Below are 22,957 nucleotides of genomic sequence, written 5' to 3' on the forward strand. Positions count from 1 at the left end.
TTTACAACTTAAAGGTCTGGCGCGCGAAATAAATTTCGATAGGGTGCACGTTAGCAACCGGGGGAATCGCTTGCCATTTATCGCTTCATTTCTGCGGCGTATATATCTTTCGCTGGGCGAGTTGGCCTGGTCAGCGCTTTTTCTTATCCTCGTTCTTCATCTGGTCTTGTCTTACCTGCTCTTTATGCTGGCAGGCGAGGGCGATCTCGTCGTCAGGCCGGTCGACTTCGTTTATTATTATATGGTCACCGCAACGACTGTCGGCTATGGCGATCTTTCTCCAAAGTCGGCGCCCGGCCGGCTCATCACCGTGCTGATCGTTCTTCCCGGTGGCATTGCCATCTTTACTGCAGTTCTTGGCAAGTTGTTGACAGCTATCGGTACGATTTGGAGGAATCGCATGCGCGGATTGGGTGATTACAGCGAACGCGCCGGCCATATCATCGTTGTAGGCTGGCAAGAGGGGCAGACACACCAGACACTGCGGCTGCTGCATTCCGAACGCCATGCCAACGAGCCGATGAGCGTTCTGGTCGCCAAGGACCTGCCGGAAAATCCCGCCACCGACTACGCCGACTATATCAGAAGCGATCGGCTTGCCGATGCTGATGCCTTGACTCGGGCCGGCATAGCCCAGGCGCGCGCGATCATTGCGCGCGGCGCCAATGACGACGAAACGCTGGCCGCAGTCCTGATTGCCGAGGATCACGCGCCCAATGCCCATATCGTTGCCTATTTCGACGATGACCGCACGGCGCAGATGGTCAAACAGCTGCGGCCGCGCGTCGAGGCGGTGGGATCGCTCGCCGAGGAGCTCCTGTCGCGTTCAGCGCGTGATCCGGGCTCCTCGGAAATCGCCGCACGGCTGCTGTCGGCCGCCTCCACCGACACGGCCTTTTCCCTGCCGGTGCCGCCTTTGCAAACGCCACTGCTCTATGGCGAGGTATTTTTAAGGCTCAAGCGCCGGTACAACGTGACGCTGGTGGGCATGCTGAGCGAGGGCATGACCGATCTGAATTGCCGAGACGAGACGCCGATGCGCGGCGGGGAGACTCTTTACTACATCAGCGGAATGCGGCTAGATCCCGCCACCATCGCCTGGGCTAGAATGGGAGACGAAACATGATCGGCTGGTTCGGTGGAAGCAAGGAAGAAAAGCCCCTGCCAAAAGAACTCGGTCCCTTGAACGTTGCCATCGGTGGGGCGTTCGAGATCGATTTCCTCTCCCTTGAAGCCGATGCTTTGGGCGGCGAGCCGGCCATGCCGCTGCCACGGAGCGGGCCATTTATCATTGCCGGTTACGGTGAGGTTCTGCTCGATGCCGCCACGGTTCTGTCGCGCTATTACGATGAAGAGAACCGGATGATTCAGGTGATGTCGGCCTCGGGCAAGCCCGGTGATGTGATCGACGATATCAGCTTCTATCAGCCGTGGGACAGCGTCGTGCCTGCCGGTCAGAGCGAATGGAACCGCTGGACCGGGCCGGCCGGCCTGATCGGACAGCCATCCTATGATGCCGACGGGATCCTCTACAACCGGTTCTGGGGCGACGGCCCGGAACGCGCCCAGCTGGTGGAATTTGTCGAAAGGGTCGAGGACGGTGAGGCACAGCGCGCCATTCATCAGACCTGCATGTTGTATTATCGGCCGCTTGGCTCGACGCGCGAAATGCTGCTGATCAATGTCGAGCGCGACCTCGACCTCGGCCAGAGCCAGGCGGGCAGTTCAGTGGAATTTCTGATCGGTTACGGTCTGGCTCCCGCCGACGTTCGCCGCGTCTGATGGGCTTTATCAATTTTAACGGAGGATTTTATCGATGCTCGATTACGTGGCGGGCCTGCCTGCCTTCCTTGGCTATTTCGCCATCGGTCTCGGCGCCTATGCTGTTTTCGCGGTGATCTATACCTGGCTGACGCCGCAACAGGAGGTACAACTCATCCGCGCCGGCAATCTTGCGGCCGTTACGGCATTCTTGGGCGCCCTTGTCGGTTTCAGCCTGCCTCTGGCTTCGGCGGCAGCCAATTCGGTCAGCATCATCGACTACGTCATCTGGGCGGCGATCGGCATTCTGGCGCAGATCCTCGCATTTTATATAGCGAACTTCACCATGACGGATCTGCATGAAAAGATCACCGCCGACGATATCGCCGCCGGCCTATGGGGCGGCGGAATCGCCCTCGTCATCGGCATTCTCAACGCCGCCTGCATGACCTATTGAGGGAGGGAAAGATGCGCAGACGCATGAGCGGGCACAGGCGACCTTTCCTGGCCCTTGGCACCATCGCTGCCTCGACCCTGGCACTGTCCGGCTGCGGCGATGACACTCCTTCGGATATAATGTTCACGTCGGTCGACCAATGCGTGACCGCCGGGATGGACCGGCAGGTCTGCCAGGCCAGTTATCAGGATGCGATGCGCGCCCACCTCGCCACCGCGCCGCGTTTCGACGGCATGGCTGCGTGCGAAGCCGAATACGGCAAGGGTCAGTGCACGGAACAACCGGCCAGCGCTCTGCCCAACAACACCGGCGGGAGCGGCAGCGTCTTCATGCCCTTCCTGGCAGGCTATATGCTGTCTTCGGCATTGAACAACGTCAGCGATTATTACGATTATCGCCGGCGCCAGGAGGAGGCCGGTTACTATTACGGCTCGACGCCGATCTATCGCAATCGCTCGGGGCAGACGCTGACGACCACCGTTCGTTCGGGCGGCATGCGCAGCGACAGCGTGACTGCGCCTTCGCGCCAAAGTGTCAAGCCGGTCAACGTCAATACCCGCACCGTCGCCCGGCAGGGCTTCGGTGGCCGTTCGTCCTTCAGTTTCGGCGGCTGACATGAAGCGCATCACTCTTCCTGCGCGTCCCGATTGGCGTGACAAGGCGCGCGCCGTCGGCTTCGGATTTCACGTCATGTATGGCGAGCCCTACTGGCTCGACGATGCCGCCTATACGTTCACACTGGATGAGATCGAGACGCAGATCGAAGAGCCGAGCCAGCAACTGCACGATATGTGCATGGATCTGGTCGGTGATATCGTCGGCAGCGAAGAGTCGCTCGACCGGCTGGCCATTCCGGAGGATCTGCGCGATGTGGTGCAGCGATCCTGGCAGCGCCGCGACCGGCACCTCTACGGCCGCTTCGATCTTGCTTATGACGGCAACGGCCCAGCCAAGCTGCTCGAATACAACGCCGATACTCCGACCTCCGTCTTCGAGACCGCCTATTTTCAGTTCAACTGGCTGACCGACCAGATCGCTTTGGGTGTTCTGCCGAAGGAGGCGGACCAGTATAATTTCCTGCAGGAGAGCCTTGTCGAGGCATTCGACCAGTTCCCCAAGGAGTCGATCTTCCATTTCGCGGCGATAACCGACAATGAGGAGGATCGCGGCACGACGGTCTATCTGATGGACTGTGCGGTGCAGGCCGGCCATCGCGTCGAGCTTCTCGACATTCGCGAGATCGGCATCGATGCTGAGGGCCGCTACACCGATCTCAAGGATCGGGTGATCGATCGCTGCTTCAAGCTGTACCCATGGGAATTCATGCTGCGCGAGCCGTTCGCCCGCGAACTCGCGCGCTCGGGCGATGTTTTCGTCGAACCCGCCTGGAAGGCCGTGCTTTCCAACAAAGGGCTTCTGCCTCTGCTCTGGCAGCGCCACCCCAATCACCCCAATCTGCTGCCCAGCTATTTCACCGACGACCCGGCGGCTTCGACCTTGAGCGACTATGTGCGCAAGCCGCTATTGTCGCGAGAAGGCGAAAACGTTACGATCTTTCGAGAGGGGCAGGAACTGGTTTCTGCTCCGGGCGATTACGGCGACGAAGGTTTCGTCATCCAAGCCTATGCCCCGCTTTTCGAAAGCAACGGCGGCTTTGCCGTGCTCGGCAGCTGGGTCGCCGGCGATCGCGCCTGCGGCCTTGCCGTGCGCGAGGATCGCTCACGCATAACGGCCAATCTGTCGCGTTTCGTGCCGCACATTATAATGGAGTAAAATTCCATTACGTGCGTAGCATATCCCGTATTCAACCCAATCCTTGCCACAAGAGGGCCTGTCATAGACACGCCGAGCAAAGCCGCAAATGAGGGGAGAGTTTACTGCAGTGAACCTGGGGCGGAAACTGGGCAACGGCGCCTTGAAGTCTTCGCTCGAGCCTTATCGGATTCCAATTTATTGATGCACAGGTGAGTCAAGGGACACGGGCGATGATCAGTAGACCGCTCATTGACGAAAGCGGCAACAACCGGAATTGACGCGCTGCGTTTTTTTGACGATACGGCGCGGTGGGGCGTATGGCAAAATCCCCCTTGAGGCGGTGGAACAAGTGCGGAGCGTGGGTTTGAAACGGGCGGTCGATATTCTTCTGGCTGTGGTCGCGTCGGTCATCCTGTTTGTTCCGATCCTTGTCGTCGCTCTCTGCGTCCGCATGACTTCGCCGGGCCCGATCCTCTACTGGTCCAAACGTGTCGGCCGCTTCAATCAGATCTTCCTGATGCCGAAATTTCGCAGCATGCGCGTCGACACGCCGACGGTTGCCACACATCTGCTCGAAAATCCCGATCGGTTTCTGACCCCCATCGGTTCGTTTCTGCGCAAGTCCAGCCTCGACGAACTGCCGCAGCTCTGGTGCATTCTGGTGGGCAGGATGAGTTTCGTCGGGCCTCGGCCGGCGCTCTACAATCAGTATGATCTGATCGAATTGCGGACGGCCCACGGCGTCGACAAACTCCTGCCTGGACTGACCGGGTGGGCTCAGATCAACGGCCGCGACGAATTGCCGATTCCGGAGAAAGTGAAATTCGACGTCGAATATCTTCACCGGCGCTCGATCGGCTTCGATATGCGCATCCTGTTTTTGACGGCCGGGAAGGTCATCCGCCGCAAGGGAATAAAGCATTAAGTTACCTACTTCTGATAGATAAGTGCCGCGGAAGACCTTGGTTTCCGATTATTTCAGTTGCGCTCGTTGTAGAAAATGACAAGAAGGGGATTGTCTGATTGATCCGCGAGACGCTGGGAAGCAATGCCTGAAAATACCCCCACTGAGACGCCACGCTCAGCATGGTTCTTAGTGCCGATGCAGGCGCTCGTCGCCCCTCTGCTGGCGATGCCGCGTCCTGCCAAACGCGCGCTCGCCTTGCTGGTGGATTCGAGCTTTTGCGTCCTGACGATCTGGCTGGCTTATTGCTTCCGACTGAACGAATGGACGGTGCTGACCGGCGTGCAGTGGTTGCCGGTCTTCGTCTCCCTGTGCATGGCCCTTCCTATCTTCATCGTCATGGGCATGTATCGGGCAATCTTCCGTTACGCCGGTCTTGCCGCTTTCATCGCGGTTCTGAAGGCTATTGCGATCTACGGCGTCGCCTTCATGACAATTTTTACTGCGCTGAGCGTCCCTGGCGTTCCGAGAACGGTCGGTATTCTCCAGCCTTTCCTGCTGCTGATTGCGATCGGCCTGTCGCGACTGGGCATCCGCTATTGGCTCGGCGATACCTATCAGCGTATCCTTCACCAGAATACGCTTGCCAAGGTGCTGATCTACGGGGCAGGGAATGCCGGTCGACAATTGGCCGGTGCTCTGACGAACAGCGCCGAACTCAATGTCGTCGGTTACCTGGACGATGATCCGCGTCTCAAGGGCGGCATCATGGGCGGCTTGCCGATCTACGACCCGTCGGATCTTCCGGTGCTCGCCGAAGCTCTTGGCGTGCACAACGTGCTTCTTGCTCTGCCATCCGCATCGCGGCAGCGACGCAATGAAATCCTCGAGCGCATTCGCAAAGCCAGGGTGAATGTTCGGACATTGCCGGACCTCACGGCGCTTGCTCAGGGCCGTGTCGCCGTCTCCGACATTCGCGAGCTGGAGATCGAAGATCTGCTGGGCAGGGAAGCGGTGGCGCCGCGGCAGGAATTGCTCGACAAGGCGATGCGCAAGAAGGTGGTGATGGTCACGGGCGCCGGCGGTTCCATCGGTGGTGAACTCTGTCGGCAGATTTTGCGCAATGCGCCTTCGAGCCTCATCCTCATCGATCAGAACGAGTTCGCGCTTTATAATATTCACGCCGAATTGCTGAAGCTGGCCGAACTTTACAAGCTGGAAAGCCTGCAGATCGTTCCGATCCTTTGTTCCGTCCGCGACCAGGACCGCATGGAACATATCATGCAGAGCTGGCGGCCGCAGACGCTCTATCATGCCGCCGCTTACAAGCATGTGCCTCTCGTCGAACATAATGCGGTGGAAGGCATCAAGAACAACGTCATGGGGACGCTGATCACCGCACGCGCGGCGAATAAATGCGGCGTCTTGAATTTCGTGCTGATCAGCACGGACAAAGCCGTGCGTCCGACGAATGTGATGGGCGCCAGCAAGAGGCTGGCGGAGATGGTTCTGCAGGCGCTTGCCGCAGAACCGGCCGTTGACAGAGTGCGCACGAATTTCTCGATGGTCCGGTTCGGAAACGTCCTCGGTTCCTCCGGATCCGTCGTGCCGCTGTTCCGGCAGCAGATCAAGGACGGCGGGCCGGTTACCTTGACGCACCCGAAAATAACCCGCTACTTCATGACCATTTCGGAGGCCTCGCAACTTGTCATTCAGGCGGGCGCGATGGCCGAAGGCGGGGATGTTTTCCTGCTCGACATGGGCGAGCCCGTCCGCATCGCAGACCTCGCCCGCAAGATGGTCGAGCTTTCGGGATTGGCTGTTCGCGACGAGGATAATCCCGAAGGGGATATCGAGCTTTCCGTGACCGGCCTGAGGCCCGGCGAGAAGCTTTATGAAGAACTGTTGATCGGGGATAATCCTGAGACAACCGAACATCCCAGGATTATGAAGGCACGCGAGGATTTCCTGTTCTGGCCGGAGCTTTCGAAGAAACTCAGCTCTCTCAATGCGGCACTGGATCGAAACGATATGGTCGCGGCACGTGCGACCTTGGCGGAACTCGTCTCCGGCTATTCCTCAACCGGTGAGGTGTCGGATCTTGCCTTCACCGGCACCGAGACCATCACGGCAGCCTGAAGACGACAATCAGCGACGTTCAGCGCGGGAATTCAGCTTCGCACGACGGGCGCGAAGCGTGTGCTGCCCCGATCCACGCAAATGAGGGCGACCATATAGGCGAAGATCGGATCGAGTGCCTTTTGGTTGAACATGATGCCGACGCTGCCGGTTATTAGGTAGCTGCTGGTGAGCAGAAGCGCGAGCGCGATAGACAGGTCTCTGCCGGGACCAGGTTCCTTTTTCCAGGCGGCTATCAAGGGCGTCAGGAGCAGCAGCGAAAGCGCCGCGATGCCGACAACGCCGGCGTCAATTCCCGCTGTCAGAAAGCCGTTATGGACATGCGAGAAGGTCAAGTATGGCCGCATGCTGTCTGGCAGTTCCGCCAACACCGAGGCCATCCTGTTTTGCGGGCCATAACCGGTCAACGGATCCTTGCTGATTGCCGACAGTGCGCCCTTGTACAAAGCGACCCGTGCGCTGAGTGAGGTAACCTCGTCTTCGCTGCGTTCAAGCGATGCCATATTTTCCTGTAGCGCCTGGATGCGATGGATGATCTGGCCGCTGCCCAGTGCGATAAGTCCCGCAAACAGCAAAGAGCCGGTAATGGCGAGACTGCGCAAACTCAGATGAAAGCTGTGTTTGCGGAAATACCAGAGAAGGATGACGAGATGGACGGGAATGGCCAGCCAGGCCGAACGTGTTCCGGAAAGCAGTACGCAACCGAGGCCGGCGGCATATCCCAAGATCGCAATTCTTTGCTCCACGCTTTTGGGAGACTGAACGTTGAGAAGCGCAACGCCGCCGAAAAGCAGACCTATGATGCCGAGGAGTGCAGCATTCGAGGTTCCAGCCTCTGCTCTTTCCATCAGAAACATGATCTGCAACAGGCTGATGAGAAAGGTGACGATCATGCCGATCCCGGCTCCGAGGATAAACAGCGGCACGAGGCGGCCCTCGGGAGATTGGCGCATTCGCGGCAATATCAGCCAGATCGAAAAGAAGGGCAGGAGACGGAATATCCAGTCTGGCACTTCGGAGTAAGGCGGATTGATGGCGATGCTCGCGATCATCACCAGCGGGTAGATCGTCATGCAAATGGCAACTGCTCGGTCCGATTTCGACAGATTCAGCGGAAAGCGGGCTGTCGCCAGTAGATAGAAGGCCGACAGCATCGACGCGAGGAGGATGAACCCGTTGAAATTGGGGGAAAGCCCGGGCAGGATTGCAAAGAGAAAAACCGCAATGCCGTTGGTACGATCAAATGCGCTTCCAGACCCGCTCCCGGGATGAAGTACCGCAATCGCGAGTTGCCTGAAGTAATTCACTTTGCTGATCCTGAGGTGTCTGATCCAGCCTCGCTAAGGACCGTTGTCACCGCTGTCAAGCGGTGGGCGCGGGCGCAACCCGCGCTTTTCTGACTGTCGTATTCCGGCAACAGCAGAACGCGGACGCCTTTTGCTCTACCGTCGATGCGCCGCAATGCCCTGCAACGGCAAGGCTGATGCGACGACGAAACACGTTTGAGGTGCGGCGACCTTACCCTAAGGATGTCATTTGCGCGTTTGGTGACGCCGGTCGACCAGACGATCCGGCTTTATCATTCTTCCGCTCGCGCGGCTCACTCGTTGAGGTCCATAGCTAACGCCAATATGAGCGGGCCAGGCTTTCCGCCGATGATCGCCCAAGGAGATAGCCGAACCCGAACGCCACAATACCGATGCCAAGCAACAATGCGCTTGCAGTGTGCGGATGGTCTCTGGCGCCAACGGTGACTGCATGGACCTCGCGTTTCACGCCACTCGCTGCCGTCTGGGCGACCCTGGCCAATCCTTCCGGCTGTTCGACGGGTGTGCCAGTGAAGCCGGCGTTCAAATCCTGTTTGTCAGCCATGTCGGGACCTTTCCTGAATGTGCTCGTGCTAAATTTTGCCGGGCTGTAATTTCAATCCTGCTCGCGAGTGCCGGGTGAGGCTTCGCGTTGATCCGCGTCTTCGAGATCCGTCTTGACGAGAAAGGCGTCGCGATGCTGGCGAGAGGCCTCTCGCAAGGCTGCGAGCCTGGGGGGATTATCAGCCTCGTCCCGCTGCGTATCGAACTCGTGCTCGGCGCGGATCCAGTGATCCCGATGCTTGCCTTCCGGCCTCCCTTCCTGCTCCCACAGCGCGTGTGCCCTCTTGCGGATCTCGTCCTCACGGGCGGCTGACTGAGAACCGATGCTCTGCTCCACGGGTTCCCGAATGGCTTTCCGCGCCGTCTTGCCTCTGCCCGTGCGAGTGGGGGACGAATCCTTGATCTGCGTGTCGTCGGTCGGGATTTCGTTTTTGCGTCGTAACGGATTTTTCATCGGCGCCTCCTTTGATGGGGTCTCAACCAATTCCGCTGACCTAAGTTCCACACAGAGTCCCAACCACGCTGAAAGGCTGTTCCAGAACGCTTGCGATACAACATGCCGGCGATTCGATATCTTGGCAGGGTATCGAAACTGATATACTAGTATGCTACCCCGGTAGCGTTTATGAGCCAAGCCCCAGAAACCAACGCGCATCTCGTCCCGATTCCGCACGACGCCGGTCGCAGGCCGCGCCGCGTCACCACGGCCGGCGCCATTTATGAGCGTCTCTATGCCGATATCATCTCGCTGCGGATGCCGCCCGGCCTGTTTCTGCAGGAAAAGCGGATCGCGGACGAATTCGGCGTCAGCCGCACGCCGGTGCGTGAGGCGTTGCTGAGGCTCTCCGAAGGCGGACTGGTCGATATCTTTCCGCAGTCGGGTACCGTCGTATCGCGGGTGCCGGTCGCGGCGATTCCCGAGGCCGTCGTCGTGCGCAAGGCGCTCGAAGGCACCACCGTCGAAATGGCGGCTGAGGCTGCCACGCCAGCCGATATCGCCCGTCTTGATGCGATCATTGCCCGGCAACGCTCGCATGCCACGGCCGGCGACACCGCAAGCTTCCACGAGGAGGACGAAGCCTTCCATGAGGCGATCGCGCAGATATCGGGCTATCCCGGGATCTGGGCGATTCTGAAGGCGGTCAAGGTGCAGCTCGACCGGGCCCGGCGGCTGACTTTGCCGGCGCTCGGGCGCATGGGCAATGTGGTTTCCGAACATATGATCATCCGCGACGCGCTGGCCGCCCATGACGCGGCGGCTGCGCGTAGCGCCATGATCCACCATTTGAGCGCCGTCATTCCCGATGTCGACGAGCTGCGCTCGCGTTACCCCAATTATTTCTGCTGACAACAGGACCACCACGAAACGAAAAGCTAGGGAAGGAAGAAGGATGCGGCAGGGTTGGAGATGGTTCGGGCCGGAAGCGCCGGTGACGCTGGATGAGGTCCGTCAGACGGGCGCGACCAATATCGTCTCGTCGCTGCATCAGGTGCCGATCGGCAGGGCCTGGACGGAAAAGGAAGTGCGCGAACGCCAATCGCTGATCGAGACCACGCCTGCCGATCGGTCGCCGCTCGTATGGTCGGTCGTCGAAAGCATTCCGATTCCCGACGCCGTCAAGCGCAAGGGCGGGGAAGCAGAGGCTGAAATCGAGGCGTGGATTGCCAGCCTGGAAGCAGTTGCTGCCTGCGGCATTCCGATCGTCTGCTATAATTTCATGCCCGTCGTCGACTGGACCCGCACCGAACTCGATTTCGTGACGCCGACAGGTGCGACAGCCATGCGCTTCGATCACGAACGCTTCGCAGCCTTCGATCTTTTCGTTCTGAAACGTCCGGATGCGGATCGGCAATATTCCGCGGAAGACCGCGAACGGGCGCGTGTCGTCTTCGAGCAGATGTCGCAGGAGGAAGTTGCCGAGATCACCCGCATCATCACCTCGGCTTTGCCCGGCTCAACCACTGAGCCCCTGACCATTCCAGCCTTCCGGGAAAAGCTGGTCGCCTATAGCGGTATCGACGCCGCACGCCTGCGCCGGCATCTGATCGAGTTCCTGGAGGCAGTGACCCCGGTTGCCGAAGCCCGTGGCGTCAAGCTGACGCTGCATCCCGATGATCCGCCGCGTTCGCTGTTCGGTCTTCCCCGCATCGCTTCGACTGCCGATGACTATGCCGCGCTCTTCGATGCAGTGCCGTCGGCGGCGAACGGCATGTGCTACTGCACCGGCAGCCTCGGCGTGCGCGCCGACAACGACCTGCCGGCCATCGCGCGACGCTTCGCCTCGCGCATCCACTTCGCCCATCTGCGTGCCACGACGCGTGAGGGCGATGGCCGGACCTTCCATGAAAGCGCGCATCTCGAAGGCGACGTCGACATGGTCGCGGTTCTCCGGGAACTGGTTGCCGAAGACCGCCGCCGCAGCGCCAAAGACACGATCGTCTTCCGTTCGGACCATGGTCACCGCATGCTCGACGATCTCGACAAAACAGTCACGCCCGGTTATCCGGCAATTGGCCGCATGCGCGGCCTTGCCGAACTCCGCGGCATCATGCATGCGCTTGGCGCTCCGCCGACCTGAGAATTTTCGGGCAGCAGCGCTTCGGCGAAAATCACCGCGCTCTGGTATTCAAAACGTCAGAGCGCGCACCCCTTCAGAAAAAGATCCGTGCACATTTTCGCCCTCGCGGCGATCTCCTCGACCCCGGGCGGCGGCTGCTGACGCAGCATCGCAGCGCGTTGCGGCTCCATGATCATCATGCCGCGCAGCATGCCGCAGGCGGCATGGGGATCGTCAAGCGCGATCAGCCCGTGGGCGATCTGCCTGCGCAGCCAGTCCTCCATCAGCGTGTTGGTTCTGACGATGGCTTTCTCATAAAAGCTGGTGGCGATTTCAGGAAAACGGTCTGACTCGCTGATGACGAGCCGGGTCACGGTGATCGTATCCAGCGAAAGGGTCAGCATGCCATAGGCCGTCAGCATGCGCTCCAATCCCTGCCTCAGATCCGCCACGGCGAGCGTGCCGGGATCCAGCGCGATCAGAAAGCGTCCCGTCCGCTCCGTGATCATCTCCGAAAAAAGATCGGCCTTCGTCGGAAACAGCCGGTAAAGCGTCTTGGTCGAAACCCCTGCGGCCTGCGCGATCGCAGCGATGCTTGCCGCGGCATATCCGCTCTCGTGAAACTGGCGGTTGGCCGCCTCGATGATCACGCTTCTCGTGTCGTCGTCGCAGCGGATCTGCGGCCGGCCTCGCGGCCTCTTCTCGATTTCGTGATTTTGGACCATCACAATTTTCCAAATTCTCGTTGACATTCATCTTCTAATACATATTTTGGAAAATATCAAGTTTCCTAAAGCGCATTCCACCTGAATTCGAAGGCCGCGGCCGGTAGCGACAGCGACCACTCCAAGGAGAGAGACAATGTCCATCAAAACGCTGCAGGCCCTGAACAACAACGCGCCTGCTCCGGAAGCCACGGCCGAAGCCGCACCCGCAACGCTCGATGCCGGCGCCACGCCGCACTTGGTCGAACCTGCCGTGCTCTCGGAGCCTCCCGCCCGTAGGCGCACTGGCCGCCGATTGCTGCTCGGCGCAACGGCCGTCGTCCTGATCGCTGCAACCGCTTATTACGGCCACAATTACTGGACCGTCGGCCGCTTCGAGATTGCGACGGACGATGCCTATGTGAAGGCCGACAACACCACCGTCGCACCGAAGGTTTCGGGCTATATCGCAGAAGTGCTCGTCAGCGATAACGCGGTGGTCAAGGCCGGTCAGCCGCTTGCCCGCATCGATGATCGCGATTTCCGCGCCGCTCTCGATCAGACCAAGGCCGATGTCGCCGCGGCGGAGGCGACGCTCAATGCCAAGCAGGCCTCGCTCGACATTCAGCAGTCGACGATTGCCGCCGCCCGCGCCACGGTCGAGGTCGACAAAGCCAATGAGACCTTTGCCGAACAAAACAACAAGCGCTATGCCAATCTCGCAACCAACGGCTACGCGCCGGTTCAGACCGCGCAGCAGGCGGCTTCCGCCATCGCTGCAGCCCAGGCGACCATCACTCGTGATACGGCAGCCCTAGAGGCCGCCGTCAAACAGGTCGAACTCCTGAATGCCGAGCTTGCTCAGGCAAGAGCGACGCTCGCCCATGATCAGGCCGTCCAGCATCAGGCCGAACTGAACCTCTCCTATGCGACCATTACCGCACCCGTCGACGGCATCATCGGCAACCGCACGCTGCGTATCGGCCAATATGTTCAGGCCGGCACTCAGCTGATGTCGGTCGTGCCGACGAGCGCGGTCTATGTGATCGCCAACTATAAGGAAACGCAACTCACCGATGTCAGGGCCGGCCAGCCGGTGGATATCGAGGTCGATACCTTCCCGGGCCGCACCTATCACGGCCATGTCGACAGCCTTGCGCCGGCAAGCGGCCAGGAGTTCGCCCTGCTGCCGCCCGACAATGCGACCGGCAACTTCACCAAGGTCGTTCAACGCATTCCCGTCAAGATCGTCCTGGACGCCGAAGCCGCAAATGGCGATCTGCGCCCCGGCATGTCCGTCCAACCGAGCATCGACACCAAGGCCGATGCCGATCGCAAATAAGGGCAGGATCGGGAGATTGTCATGTCAAGCATTGCGGCCGCCGCTGGGGCCATTGCGCAACCGCGCGCCAGCACAAGGGATTGGATCGCCGTCCTCGCCGGCATGATCGGCGCCTTCATGGCGATCCTCAACATCCAGATCACCAATGCGTCCCTGCTCGATATCGAGGGCGGCATCGGAACGGGCGTCGACAACGGCGCCTGGATCTCGACCTCCTACCTGATCGGCGAGATCGTCGTCATTCCGCTGACAGCCTATTTCAGCAGCGTCTTCTCGTTTCGCCGTTATATCCTCGTCAACTCCATCCTGTTTCCGTTGTTTTCGATTGCCTGCGCCTTCGCCCATGATCTCGGTACGATGATCGTGCTGCGCGGCCTGCAGGGTTTTGCCGGCGGCGTGCTGATCCCCATGGCCTTCACCATGGTGCTGACCAAGCTGCCGAAGAGCCAGCAGCCGCTGGGCCTGGCGATCTTCGCGCTTTCGGTCACCTTCGCGCCGGCGATCGGCCCGACCATTGGCGGTTATCTCACCGAAAACTACGGCTGGCAGACGATCTTCTTCATCAATGCCATCCCGAGCGCGGTGATGGCTGCGGCTCTTGCCCTGACGCTGGAGAAGCAGCCGATGCAGCTTGGCCTCCTTAAAGAGGGCGATTGGGCCGGTATCGTCACTATGGCGATCGGTCTCTCGGCGCTGCAAACCGTGCTGGAGGAAGGCAACAAGGAAGACTGGTTCGCCTCGCCTTTCATCGTCAAGCTCAGCATCCTCGCCTTCGTCTTCCTTGCCGCCTTCATCTGGATCGAGCTCACCGTCAAGAAGCCGCTGGTCAAGCTCAGCCTGCTGACGCAGCGCAATTTCGGCATCGGCGTTGCCGTCAACGTGCTGGTCGGCGTCGCACTCTTCGGCACCGTCTATATCCTGCCGCAATATCTCGGCCAGGTGCAGCGCTACAATGCCGAGCAGATCGGCAACGTGCTGGCCTGGACCGGCCTGCCGCAACTGCTGCTGATCCCGCTCGTGCCGATGATGATGAAGCGCTTCGACGCCCGTTATATCGGCTTCCTCGGCATCTCGATCTTTGCGATCAGCTGCTTCCTCAACATCACGCTTTCGGCCGACACCGCCGGCGACCAATTCTGGATTCCGAATATCGTGCGCGCCGTCGGTCAGGCTTTGGTGTTGACGCCGATCACCGCCATCACCACCGCCGGCATCGCGCCTGCCGATGCGGCCGCCGCCTCGGGGCTGACCAACATGCTGCGCAATCTTGGCGGCGCCGTCGGCACGGCAACGCTCGGCACCGTGCTGACCAAACGCGAGCAGTTTCATTCCAATATCATCGGCCAGTCCGTAACGCTCGGCCGGGATGAAGTCCGCGATCGTCTTGCACAAACGACCGCCTATTTCATGCAGCACGGGGTTTCCGATCCCGCTCTCGCCGCGCACAAGGCCGTTGCCGCTCTCGGTCAGATCGTCAGGCGCCAGGCCCTCATCCTGGGCTTTGCCGATACTTTCGCCGTGATCGGCCTAGTGCTGGCCATTGCTGCCGTCGCCTTGCTGCTCACCCAGAAGCCGCGGGCCGGGGCTGGCGCCGGCGCCCACTGACAATCGGCCGCGGCCAACGCTGCGGAAACAACTGTTCTGGATAAAAACTGCTTCGCGCGCCGATAGGGCGCGCGAAGCCTTTACTGCAAGATCTCGACGGTAAAGGCGAAACGCGCCGTCGCCCCCGGCGCCAGGATGGTGGTGGAGGGGCGTTGCGACAGCTCCGATGAACCTCCGGCTTCCGCGGCTGTTCCGTGCCACGGCTCGACGCAAAGAAAGGGCGCGCCCGGTTTGGTCCACAGGGCGAGATTGGGAAGGTTTTCGAAACGGAACCGCAAAGCCGGTCCGCTTTCGGCGCCGTAACGCAGGCCTTCGCCCGCGCCCTTCGGGAAAATCATCGCATCCTTCTCGAACATGGCGTGATCCAGTACCAGGCGGCCTTTATCGAAGGGGGAGGGCAACGGAACCGGATTGATAAGGCCGCCCTCCAGCCGCAGGAGCTCCGGCTCACCCTCATTGTCGAGCGTGACCGTGTGGGTGCGCCCGGCAGCGCCGGGCAGCGGCCAGAGGAAGGCGGGATGAAAGCCGAGACCGAAGGGAAGCGGTCTTACGTCGCGATTGCTGACCTCCGCCGCCACCGTCAACGCGCGTCCCTCCACCGCGTGCTCCACGGCCAGCAGGAAATCGAATGGATAGACCGCCTGCGTGGCTGCCGAGGCTGAAAGTTCGTGCCGGCACATGGTCGGCGTGGACGCGGCGAGGCTAAACTCGCTTCGCCGGGCAAAGCCATGCTGGGCCATCGGGTAGACCGTACCGCCAATCGCCAGCGTGTCATCGGGCGCCTTGCCGACGATCGGAAACAGGATCGGCGACCGTCCGGTCCAATAGGCCGCGTCGCCCGTCCACAGCCAGGAGCGTCCATCGTCGCTGGTGAGCGCCTGCATCTCGGCGCCGAGGGAGGAAACGTCGACGGCAAGATGCTGATTGCCGATCCGTACTGAGCTTGGCATTGCAATTTCCTTTCGCCCTGATGGGCACGACTTTTACGTCATTTTCGTATGGCGCCCAGTCTGGCGAGCACCTCGTTTGGAATGCCGTAACGTTGGATGGCGTCGCGATTGTTGCGCAACCCGCAGCTCTCGCGCTGAACGAAAAATGCCCAGACTGCATCGGAGGCTTCGTTGAGCAGCCTCTCGCGTTCCTCCGCGCTCTGGCGCTCGACGGCCCAGGCTCTTAACGCGGCGAGCGCCGCCTCCACCTTCAGCCCATGACGGCCGAGCGAATTGGCGCGTTCCGACATCAGCCCATATTCGAGGACGTTGAAGCCATTGGCCTGCTGCGACTGCCTGAAGGACTGCGGTGGGCGAAGGCTCATCGGCTGGAATCCTCTAATCAGCGTAGGCGGCGATCTTATCCAATCGGAAGCCGGAGATCGAGAGGTGGAAACGGGCCTATCCTGCCGTTTCCATGCGTGGCATAAGGGCGCCGAAACTTTCCCCGGACCCCCGCGCACACCATGATTCGTATTGAGAATATCAGCAAGCAGCTCAGCCACCGCATTCTCTTCATCGAGGCCTCGGCCGCCCTCAACAGAGGCGAGAAGATCGGTCTGGTCGGCCCGAACGGCGCCGGAAAGACGACGATCTTCCGGATGATCAACGGCGAAGAGCAGCCCGACGAGGGACAGGTCTCCTGCGAAAAGGGCGTGACGATCGGCTATTTCAACCAGGATGTCGGCGAGATGGCGGGTCACAGCGCCGTCGCCGAGGTGATGAACGGTGCCGGCCCGGTCAGCATCGTTGCCGGGCAATTGCGCGAACTCGAGGCCGCCATGGCCGACCCGGAAAGGGCCGGCGACATGGAAGAGATCATCGAGCGTTACGGCGAGGTGCAGGCGCGCTACGAGGAACTGGACGGCTATGCGCTCGAGGGGCGCGCCCGCGAAGTGCTGGCCGGTTTGAGCTTCAGCCAGGAAATGATGGACGGCGACGTCGGCGCGCTGTCGGGCGGCTGGAAGATGCGTGTGGCGCTGGCCCGCATCCTGCTCATGCGCCCCGACGTCATGCTGCTCGACGAACCGAGCAACCATCTCGATCTCGAAAGCCTGATCTGGCTCGAAGAGTTCCTGAAGGGCTATGAAGGCGCGCTACTGATGACCTCGCACGACCGCGAGTTCATGAACCGCATCGTCAACAAGATCATCGAGATCGACGGCGGCGGATTGACGGCCTATTCCGGCGACTATGAATTCTACGAGCAGCAGCGCGCGCAGAACGAGAAGCAGCAGCAGGCGCAGTTCGAGCGTCAACAGGCGATGCTCGCCAAGGAGATCAAGTTCATCGAGCGATTCAAGGCGCGTGCCTCGCATGCCTCGCAGGTGCAGAGCCGGGTGAAGAAGCTGGAGAAGATCGACCGGGTGGAACCGCCCAAGCGCCGCCAGTCGGTCGCTTTCGAGTTCCAGACCGCGCCGCGCTCCGGCGAGGACGTGGTCAGCCTGAAGAATGTCCATAAGAAATACGGCAGCCGAAGCATCTATGAGGGTCTCGACTTCATGGTGCGGCGGCGGGAGCGCTGGTGCATCATGGGCATCAACGGCGCCGGGAAATCGACCTTATTGAAGCTGGTGACGGGCACCGCCGCGCCTGACCAGGGCAGCGTTGCGCTCGGCGCCAGCGTCAAGATGGGCTATTTCGCTCAGCACGCCATGGATATCCTCGACGGCGAGCGGACGGTGTTCCAATCGCTGGAAGACAGGTTTCCTCAGGCAGGGCAGGGCCCCTTGCGGGCGCTTGCCGGATGCTTCGGCTTTTCCGGCGACGATGTCGAGAAGCGGTGCCGGGTGCTCTCCGGCGGCGAGAAGGCTCGGCTGGTGATGGCGATGATGCTCTTCGATCCGCCGAACCTGCTCGTGCTGGACGAGCCGACCAACCATCTCGACCTCGACACGAAGGAGATGCTGATCAAGGCACTCTCGCAATATGAGGGCACGATGCTGTTCGTCTCGCACGACAGGCATTTCCTGGCGGCGCTCTCCAACCGCGTGCTCGAATTGACGCCGGACGGCATCCATCAATATGGCGGTGGCTATACGGAATATGTGGCGCGCACCGGTCACGAGGCGCCTGGCTTGCGCAGCTGACGATTTTTCCGGCGACCTGTCGAAGCGGTCCGGTCGACACGACCGGCGATAGGCCCTATCGGTCGTTCGAAGGCCGGTTTCCTGTGAGCGAAGCACAGCTTCGGCTGATATTGCCGGCGCTCTGCCACGATGATGACCTATTTCCGTGGTGTTCGGAGCCCTCTTCATTTTCAATCGGGGACGGGGCGCGTCTGCATGGACTGGATCAATCGCTATATCGATCAGCCGCTACTGCACGGTGCGGCGGGCTTGCTGCGGAGTTGGCACATCCGCACGCGGCAGCCGCCGGAACTGTTGGAGCCGACGTGGAATCTCGTCGTGCTTTCTTTTCTCCTTGTCGCCAGCGGGCAGGTGATGGCCGGAAGGCCTTTCGCGCTCAGCGTCGCCGCGCTGGTCATGCTGGCCCTGCCGTCGGCCAGAAAGCTGTTTTCGGCGATAAAGGTGGGAGGAAGCGCCTATGGCGCCCGGGAGTACAAGTCACTGAGGGCGCGTGCCGTGGCCAAGCGTGAGGCGGAGTGGTCGGTGCGGATCATTGTTCTTTTCTCATCGGCCTGCCTTCCGTTCATCGCTCGCATCGACGATCCCGTGGGCGCCTGTTTCATGTTGGGGGCAAGCGTCTGGTTCGTGCTGACCGGGCCGCTGAAGACCTATCTCGATGCGGCTGAACCTCCCGAGCCGACCGAAGGCGACCGGACCTACAGCGGCGTCTTTCATTTCGGCTGAACGAAAGCTGTCTGCCGAGCATGATAGGCAGGGAACCAAACCGGGCGGTCTCCGTTATCTGAGCAGCAACGTAAAAGGAGATTGCGATGCTTTACTACGCTCTGGTGTTTCTCGTTGTGGCCTTGATTGCCGGCGTCCTCGGATTTGGCGGCATCGCAGGGGCTTCAGCTTCTATTGCCCAGGTTCTGTTCTTCATTTTCCTGGTGTTGTTCGTCGTCTCGCTCGTCATGCGCTTTATGCGCAGAGTATAGCGAGGGGAAATAAAGTATAAAACCCGGTGACATCAATCACCGGGTTTTTCTTTTCTTGGCGGTCGCCCACGCGCCGGTTAGAACTCGCTTTGGGCGAATGTGTTTTTCGTGCAACCATCCCTGACAAGATCGTGAAATGGCGCATGCGGCCCTGCATGGTGCCTTCGAAATGTCCCAATGGGGCTGAACCGTGAGCTTGTCGCTTGCGCTTCGCACGCGCTTTGACATGCGACGCGAAAACGGCACCGTTCTGGGATTGCGTTGCGGTCCTCTCCGATTTCCGGTGCCGGCCAGCCGGGTGTTCCCGTCACGATTTGAGAAGGAGAGACTTATGAATAAAACTCTTGCGACGGCGTTTGCCGCGGTATCGTTGACGTTTATCGGCGCGGGGGCGGTCAGTGCTGCCGATCCCGTCACCAGAACAGAAGAGCCGGATCTGCGGAATGGCGTGAAGATCGGTTATCTCACTTGCGATATCGGCGGCGGCACGGGTTATGTGCTTGGTTCCTCGAAGGAAGCAGACTGCGTCTTCCAGTCGATCGTCGGCAATGAGCTTTTGGATCACTATACCGGCGAAATGCGAAAGCTTGGCATCGATCTCGGCTTCACCACGCGCAGCCGCCTGATCTGGGCCGTCTTCGCGCCGACGGCCGGCTATCACCGCGGATCGCTCGCCGGCCTCTATGTCGGCGCCACTGCCGAAGCGACGGTCGGCGCCGGTGTCGGCGCCAACCTCCTAGTCGGCGGCACCTCCGGTTCAATCCATCTGCAGACGGTCAGCCTGACCGGCCAACTCGGCCTGAACGTTGCGGCCGGCAGCGCATCGATGACATTGACCCCGGCGGATTGATCGGTTTTTGACGCGCCCTGCCGCAACCCGGCGGGGCGTCAACCCCTTGCGCCCGTTTGCGGGCGCTGTAATGGACGATTATCCGAAAATCCGGGACAGCTAGGCCGCCGAGACGTTCAGGCGGATAGGGCGGCGTGTCTTACGCTTTCGCCCTGCCGGGTGCGACAAAGCTGTTGATCGTCGCCTCGTCATGACCGGCTTCGCGCAGGAAGCGGCTGGCAAATTCAATGGCGGGACTTCGTAGCGCATCGTCCGGCCGAATGAGGTGAAAGGAGACGTGATAGTCCAGCGTACTGTCCGACACCGCCACGACGCGTCCGGCGGCGAGCGCCGCATCGGATAGCGGAGGGCGGGCGAGCGCGATGCCTAGTCCTTGCGCACAGGCATCGATCACCAGGTTGTAATCCTCGAAGCGCCGATCCTGGCCGCGCGGCGTATAATCGACACCTTCGCGAGAGAGCCAGCGGCGCCAGCCTTCGATATTGGAGTCGTGAAGGATCGGTAGCTCGAGCAGGGAAAGCGCATCGGAGCGACGTTCAAGCCGGTTTGCCAGTGCCGGGGCGGCGATCGGAAAGGATTTCTCCTGCCAGAGCGGCAGAGCCCGCACGCCGGCCCACGGCCCCTTGCCGCAGCGGATGGCAAGATCCGTGCCTTCGCCGAAATCCGCCAGCCGGTGCTCGAGCGTCAGCTCGACATGCAGCTCGTTTCCTTCGAGCTTCGCCATACGCGGAAACAGCCACAATGATGCCACCGATGGCGTCACCGACAGGCGCACCACCGCCTTGTTCGGCCGGGGTAGCCAGCGCTCGCCGCTATTGCCGAGCAAAGCAAGCGCTTCCTCGGCGCGCGCGAAAAACCGCATGCCCTCCGGCGTCAGGCGCACTCCCCGGGCCTCGCGCGCAAACAGCCGCACGCCCATCCAGCGTTCGAGTCGCGAGACCTGGCGCGACACGGCGCCATGGGTGATGCCGCTTTCCTCGGCCGCGGCGGAAAACGATCCGAGCCGGGCGGCGCGGGCAAAGGTTTCGAGCGTATCAAGTGGCGGAAGCACGGGCGAGCTGTGAACCATGTGCACATTTGATCATCGATTGCGATGCTTTTCAAGCACGCGTGGTCGGCTTAAATCTTGGTCAAACACCGATGGAGGCAATAATGAGCATGGCAGCAAGCGCACCGGTTTCGGCGAAGGAGCAGGGCAGGTTTGATCTGGTGGCCTTTGCAGCGATCGTCGTCACTATTCTCTTCTGGGCCTCCTCCTTCGTGGTCATCCGCATCTGCCTCGGGCCGCTGACGCCGATCGAACTGGCGACGGCGCGCTATGTGGCCGCCGGTGCTCTCGCCCTCATCTACCTCGCCATCTATCGACCGATTCCCGAAAAACGCGACGTCTTGCGCCTCTCCGTTGCCGCCGTACTCTTCATCGCCGCCTATGCGGTTCTGTTGAACACCGGCGAGCAGACGGTTGCGGCGGGACCGGCCAGCTTCATCATCAATACCATGCCGGTCTTTACCGCTCTCATCGCCACCTTCGCGCTCGGCGAACGCTTCGGCCGCTGGGGCTGGGCGGGCACCGCGGTTTCCTTCGGCGGCGTGGCACTGATCGCAGTCGCCTCCGACGACGGTCTCAAGCTCGATCCGAATGCAGTCCTTATCCTCGGCGCGGCGCTCTGCTCGGCGATATCAAGCGTGCTGCAGAAGCCGCTGCTCGGCCGGCTGCCGGCGCTTGCCGTCACTGCCTGGATCCTGCTGATCGGCTCCGTGCCGCTCTTTCCAGCCGTACCGGCGACCGTCCGCGCGCTGGCGGCAGCTCCCGCCGAAGTCAATTGGGGCGTTGCCTATCTGGTCATCTTCCCGACCGCGATCGGCTATCTCACCTGGGCAATCGCGCTGAAGCGGCTGACGGCAGGTCGCGCCTCGAATTTCCTTTACGGCGTGCCGCCAGTCGCAACCCTGATCGGTCTCGTCTGGCTCGGCGAAATGCCGACGGCACTGGGCGCGATCGGCGGCGTCATGGCGATCCTCGGCGTCCTCGTGGTCAACCTCATGCGGAAACGCTGATTGCACGGCGCGGCCGCCATCAGTCGGGGCGCGAAAACCTGGCCGCCGGCAATTAGGCATTGCGCCGCCCTTCGCTTTCTTTAAAAACGAAAGCAGATCGAAAGGGGCGCCGATGTTCTTGACCGACCGACAGACTGAAATCGTGGCGATCGCGAAATCGAGTGGCAGGGTTCTGGTCGAGGAGCTCGCCTCACGCTTTTCGGTGACGCCGCAAACCATCCGCAAGGACCTCAACGATCTCTGCGATGCCCAGGTGCTGACGCGCATCCATGGCGGCGCCACATTCCCGAGCGGCACCGAGAACGTCAAATACGAGGCGCGCCGCCAGATTGCCGCTTCGGAGAAACAGGCGATCGGCATGGCGGCCGTCGAACTGATCCCGAGCGGGGCCTCGCTCTTCATCAATATCGGCACGACGACCGAGGCGGTGGGCGAAGCGCTCGCCAATCATCACGAGCTGATGGTGATCACCAATAATATCAACGTCGCCAATCGGTTACGTCTATTTCCGGCAATCGAGGTGGTGATCGCCGGCGGAGTCGTGCGTGGGTCGGACGGCGGTATCGTCGGCGAAGCGGCGGTCGATTTCATCCGCCAGTTCAAGGTCGATTATGCCGTGATCGGCGCCTCGGCGATCGATATCGACGGCGCGCTTCTCGACTATGACTTTCGCGAGGTGAAGGTCGCACAGGCGATCATCGCCAATGCCCGCCACGTTATTCTCGTTGCCGATTCCACGAAGTTCGAACGCACCGCGCCGGTCCGGATCGGTCAGCTCTCCCAGGTTCACACCTTCATCACCGACCACTGTCCGGTGCCGTCGATCCGCAATCTCTGCCTGGAAAACAATGTGAAGCTGATCGAAACAAACAGCAGATCGCGATAACGCGACAACATTCG

General features: G+C 60.9%; 24 protein-coding genes. 17 read left to right on the forward strand and 7 right to left on the reverse strand.

Annotation, left to right across the window (positions count from 1 at the left end; translation table 11 throughout):
- Positions 1-70 precede the first annotated feature (70 nt).
- From EFD56_RS02490 to EFD56_RS02520, 7 genes are all read left to right on the forward strand, one after another.
- On the forward strand, positions 71-1,126 hold the full coding sequence (locus tag EFD56_RS02490; RefSeq protein ID WP_126904533.1) for an ion channel: 1,056 nt from the start codon (positions 71-73) through the stop codon (positions 1,124-1,126).
- The gene (locus tag EFD56_RS02495) at positions 1,123-1,782 is read left to right on the forward strand and encodes a YjfK family protein (RefSeq protein WP_126904534.1); all 660 of its coding nucleotides are present in this window, start codon (positions 1,123-1,125) and stop codon (positions 1,780-1,782) included. Before EFD56_RS02490 ends, EFD56_RS02495 begins: the two co-directional genes overlap by 4 nt.
- Positions 1,783-1,816: 34 nt before the next feature.
- Complete coding sequence (locus EFD56_RS02500; protein WP_004673652.1) at positions 1,817-2,218, forward strand: DUF350 domain-containing protein; 402 nt, start codon at positions 1,817-1,819, stop codon at positions 2,216-2,218.
- An 11-nt stretch (positions 2,219-2,229) separates the two neighbouring features.
- Positions 2,230-2,832, forward strand: a complete 603-nt coding sequence (locus EFD56_RS02505; RefSeq protein ID WP_126904535.1) for a DUF1190 domain-containing protein — start codon at positions 2,230-2,232, stop codon at positions 2,830-2,832.
- A gap of 1 nt (position 2,833) precedes the next feature.
- Positions 2,834-3,991 (forward strand): glutathionylspermidine synthase family protein, encoded by a 1,158-nt coding sequence (locus EFD56_RS02510; protein ID WP_085744232.1) that lies wholly within the window; start codon positions 2,834-2,836, stop codon positions 3,989-3,991.
- A gap of 340 nt (positions 3,992-4,331) precedes the next feature.
- Complete coding sequence (locus tag EFD56_RS02515; RefSeq protein WP_085744233.1) at positions 4,332-4,898, forward strand: sugar transferase; 567 nt, start codon at positions 4,332-4,334, stop codon at positions 4,896-4,898.
- Positions 4,899-5,021: 123 nt separating this feature from the next.
- Positions 5,022-7,016 carry a polysaccharide biosynthesis protein gene (locus tag EFD56_RS02520; RefSeq protein ID WP_126904536.1) on the forward strand — a complete coding sequence of 665 codons (1,995 nt, stop codon included), beginning with the start codon at positions 5,022-5,024 and terminating at the stop codon, positions 7,014-7,016.
- A 32-nt stretch (positions 7,017-7,048) separates the two neighbouring features.
- Here EFD56_RS02520 and EFD56_RS02525 read toward each other — a convergent pair whose 3' ends face one another.
- The 3 genes from EFD56_RS02525 to EFD56_RS02535 all read right to left on the reverse strand — a co-directional run bounded on the left by EFD56_RS02525 (position 7,049) and on the right by EFD56_RS02535 (position 9,341).
- Positions 7,049-8,323, reverse strand: a complete 1,275-nt coding sequence (locus tag EFD56_RS02525; protein ID WP_037145898.1) for an O-antigen ligase family protein — start codon at positions 8,321-8,323, stop codon at positions 7,049-7,051.
- Between the two features lie 313 nt (positions 8,324-8,636).
- The gene (locus EFD56_RS02530) at positions 8,637-8,888 is read right to left on the reverse strand and encodes a hypothetical protein (protein ID WP_010005462.1); all 252 of its coding nucleotides are present in this window, start codon (positions 8,886-8,888) and stop codon (positions 8,637-8,639) included.
- A gap of 51 nt (positions 8,889-8,939) precedes the next feature.
- The gene (locus EFD56_RS02535) at positions 8,940-9,341 is read right to left on the reverse strand and encodes a DUF2934 domain-containing protein (protein ID WP_126904537.1); all 402 of its coding nucleotides are present in this window, start codon (positions 9,339-9,341) and stop codon (positions 8,940-8,942) included.
- Positions 9,342-9,512: 171 nt separating this feature from the next.
- Here EFD56_RS02535 and EFD56_RS02540 point away from each other — a divergent pair, with 171 nt between their 5' ends.
- Together EFD56_RS02540 and uxuA are read left to right on the forward strand one after the other, a co-directional pair.
- A complete protein-coding gene (locus EFD56_RS02540; protein ID WP_126904538.1) occupies positions 9,513-10,235 on the forward strand; it encodes a GntR family transcriptional regulator in 723 nt (240 codons plus the stop codon).
- A 43-nt stretch (positions 10,236-10,278) separates the two neighbouring features.
- On the forward strand, positions 10,279-11,466 hold the full coding sequence (gene uxuA, locus EFD56_RS02545) for a mannonate dehydratase (RefSeq protein ID WP_126904539.1): 1,188 nt from the start codon (positions 10,279-10,281) through the stop codon (positions 11,464-11,466).
- Between the two features lie 56 nt (positions 11,467-11,522).
- Here uxuA and EFD56_RS02550 read toward each other — a convergent pair whose 3' ends face one another.
- Complete coding sequence (locus EFD56_RS02550; protein WP_126904540.1) at positions 11,523-12,170, reverse strand: TetR/AcrR family transcriptional regulator; 648 nt, start codon at positions 12,168-12,170, stop codon at positions 11,523-11,525.
- Positions 12,171-12,306: 136 nt separating this feature from the next.
- Here EFD56_RS02550 and EFD56_RS02555 point away from each other — a divergent pair, with 136 nt between their 5' ends.
- Entirely contained in the window at positions 12,307-13,491 is a 1,185-nt protein-coding gene (locus EFD56_RS02555; protein ID WP_126904541.1) for an HlyD family secretion protein, read from the forward strand.
- A 21-nt stretch (positions 13,492-13,512) separates the two neighbouring features.
- Entirely contained in the window at positions 13,513-15,096 is a 1,584-nt protein-coding gene (locus tag EFD56_RS02560; RefSeq protein ID WP_126904542.1) for a DHA2 family efflux MFS transporter permease subunit, read from the forward strand.
- A gap of 80 nt (positions 15,097-15,176) precedes the next feature.
- Here the strand turns inward: EFD56_RS02560 and EFD56_RS02565 are convergent, their stop codons facing one another.
- Together EFD56_RS02565 and EFD56_RS02570 are read right to left on the reverse strand one after the other, a co-directional pair.
- Entirely contained in the window at positions 15,177-16,046 is an 870-nt protein-coding gene (locus tag EFD56_RS02565; RefSeq protein ID WP_097541167.1) for an aldose 1-epimerase family protein, read from the reverse strand.
- Between the two features lie 38 nt (positions 16,047-16,084).
- The gene (locus EFD56_RS02570; protein ID WP_097541168.1) at positions 16,085-16,411 is read right to left on the reverse strand and encodes a DUF6665 family protein; all 327 of its coding nucleotides are present in this window, start codon (positions 16,409-16,411) and stop codon (positions 16,085-16,087) included.
- 141 nt (positions 16,412-16,552) lie between these two features.
- Between EFD56_RS02570 and EFD56_RS02575 the strand changes: the two genes are divergently transcribed.
- From EFD56_RS02575 to EFD56_RS02590, 4 genes are all read left to right on the forward strand, one after another.
- Positions 16,553-18,175 carry an ABC-F family ATP-binding cassette domain-containing protein gene (locus EFD56_RS02575; RefSeq protein ID WP_064830221.1) on the forward strand — a complete coding sequence of 541 codons (1,623 nt, stop codon included), beginning with the start codon at positions 16,553-16,555 and terminating at the stop codon, positions 18,173-18,175.
- A gap of 129 nt (positions 18,176-18,304) precedes the next feature.
- The gene (locus tag EFD56_RS02580) at positions 18,305-18,898 is read left to right on the forward strand and encodes a hypothetical protein (protein ID WP_004673617.1); all 594 of its coding nucleotides are present in this window, start codon (positions 18,305-18,307) and stop codon (positions 18,896-18,898) included.
- A gap of 86 nt (positions 18,899-18,984) precedes the next feature.
- Positions 18,985-19,149, forward strand: coding sequence for a DUF1328 domain-containing protein (locus EFD56_RS02585; RefSeq protein ID WP_003571841.1), 165 nt, complete (start codon positions 18,985-18,987; stop codon positions 19,147-19,149).
- A 331-nt stretch (positions 19,150-19,480) separates the two neighbouring features.
- On the forward strand, positions 19,481-19,999 hold the full coding sequence (locus EFD56_RS02590; protein ID WP_010024224.1) for a DUF992 domain-containing protein: 519 nt from the start codon (positions 19,481-19,483) through the stop codon (positions 19,997-19,999).
- Positions 20,000-20,138: 139 nt separating this feature from the next.
- Here the strand turns inward: EFD56_RS02590 and EFD56_RS02595 are convergent, their stop codons facing one another.
- Positions 20,139-21,068: a LysR substrate-binding domain-containing protein gene (locus EFD56_RS02595; protein ID WP_126904543.1), complete on the reverse strand. Its 930-nt coding sequence runs from the start codon at positions 21,066-21,068 to the stop codon at positions 20,139-20,141.
- 71 nt (positions 21,069-21,139) lie between these two features.
- On the opposite strand from EFD56_RS02595, the gene EFD56_RS02600 reads away from it, so the two are divergent.
- Together EFD56_RS02600 and EFD56_RS02605 are read left to right on the forward strand one after the other, a co-directional pair.
- Positions 21,140-22,057, forward strand: a complete 918-nt coding sequence (locus EFD56_RS02600) for a DMT family transporter (protein ID WP_206513399.1) — start codon at positions 21,140-21,142, stop codon at positions 22,055-22,057.
- A gap of 112 nt (positions 22,058-22,169) precedes the next feature.
- Positions 22,170-22,943 (forward strand): DeoR/GlpR family DNA-binding transcription regulator, encoded by a 774-nt coding sequence (locus EFD56_RS02605; protein ID WP_004673604.1) that lies wholly within the window; start codon positions 22,170-22,172, stop codon positions 22,941-22,943.
- Positions 22,944-22,957 lie beyond the last annotated feature (14 nt).

Origin of the sequence: Rhizobium phaseoli (genome assembly GCF_003985125.1) — a bacterium.
Lineage (GTDB): Bacteria > Pseudomonadota > Alphaproteobacteria > Rhizobiales > Rhizobiaceae > Rhizobium > Rhizobium phaseoli.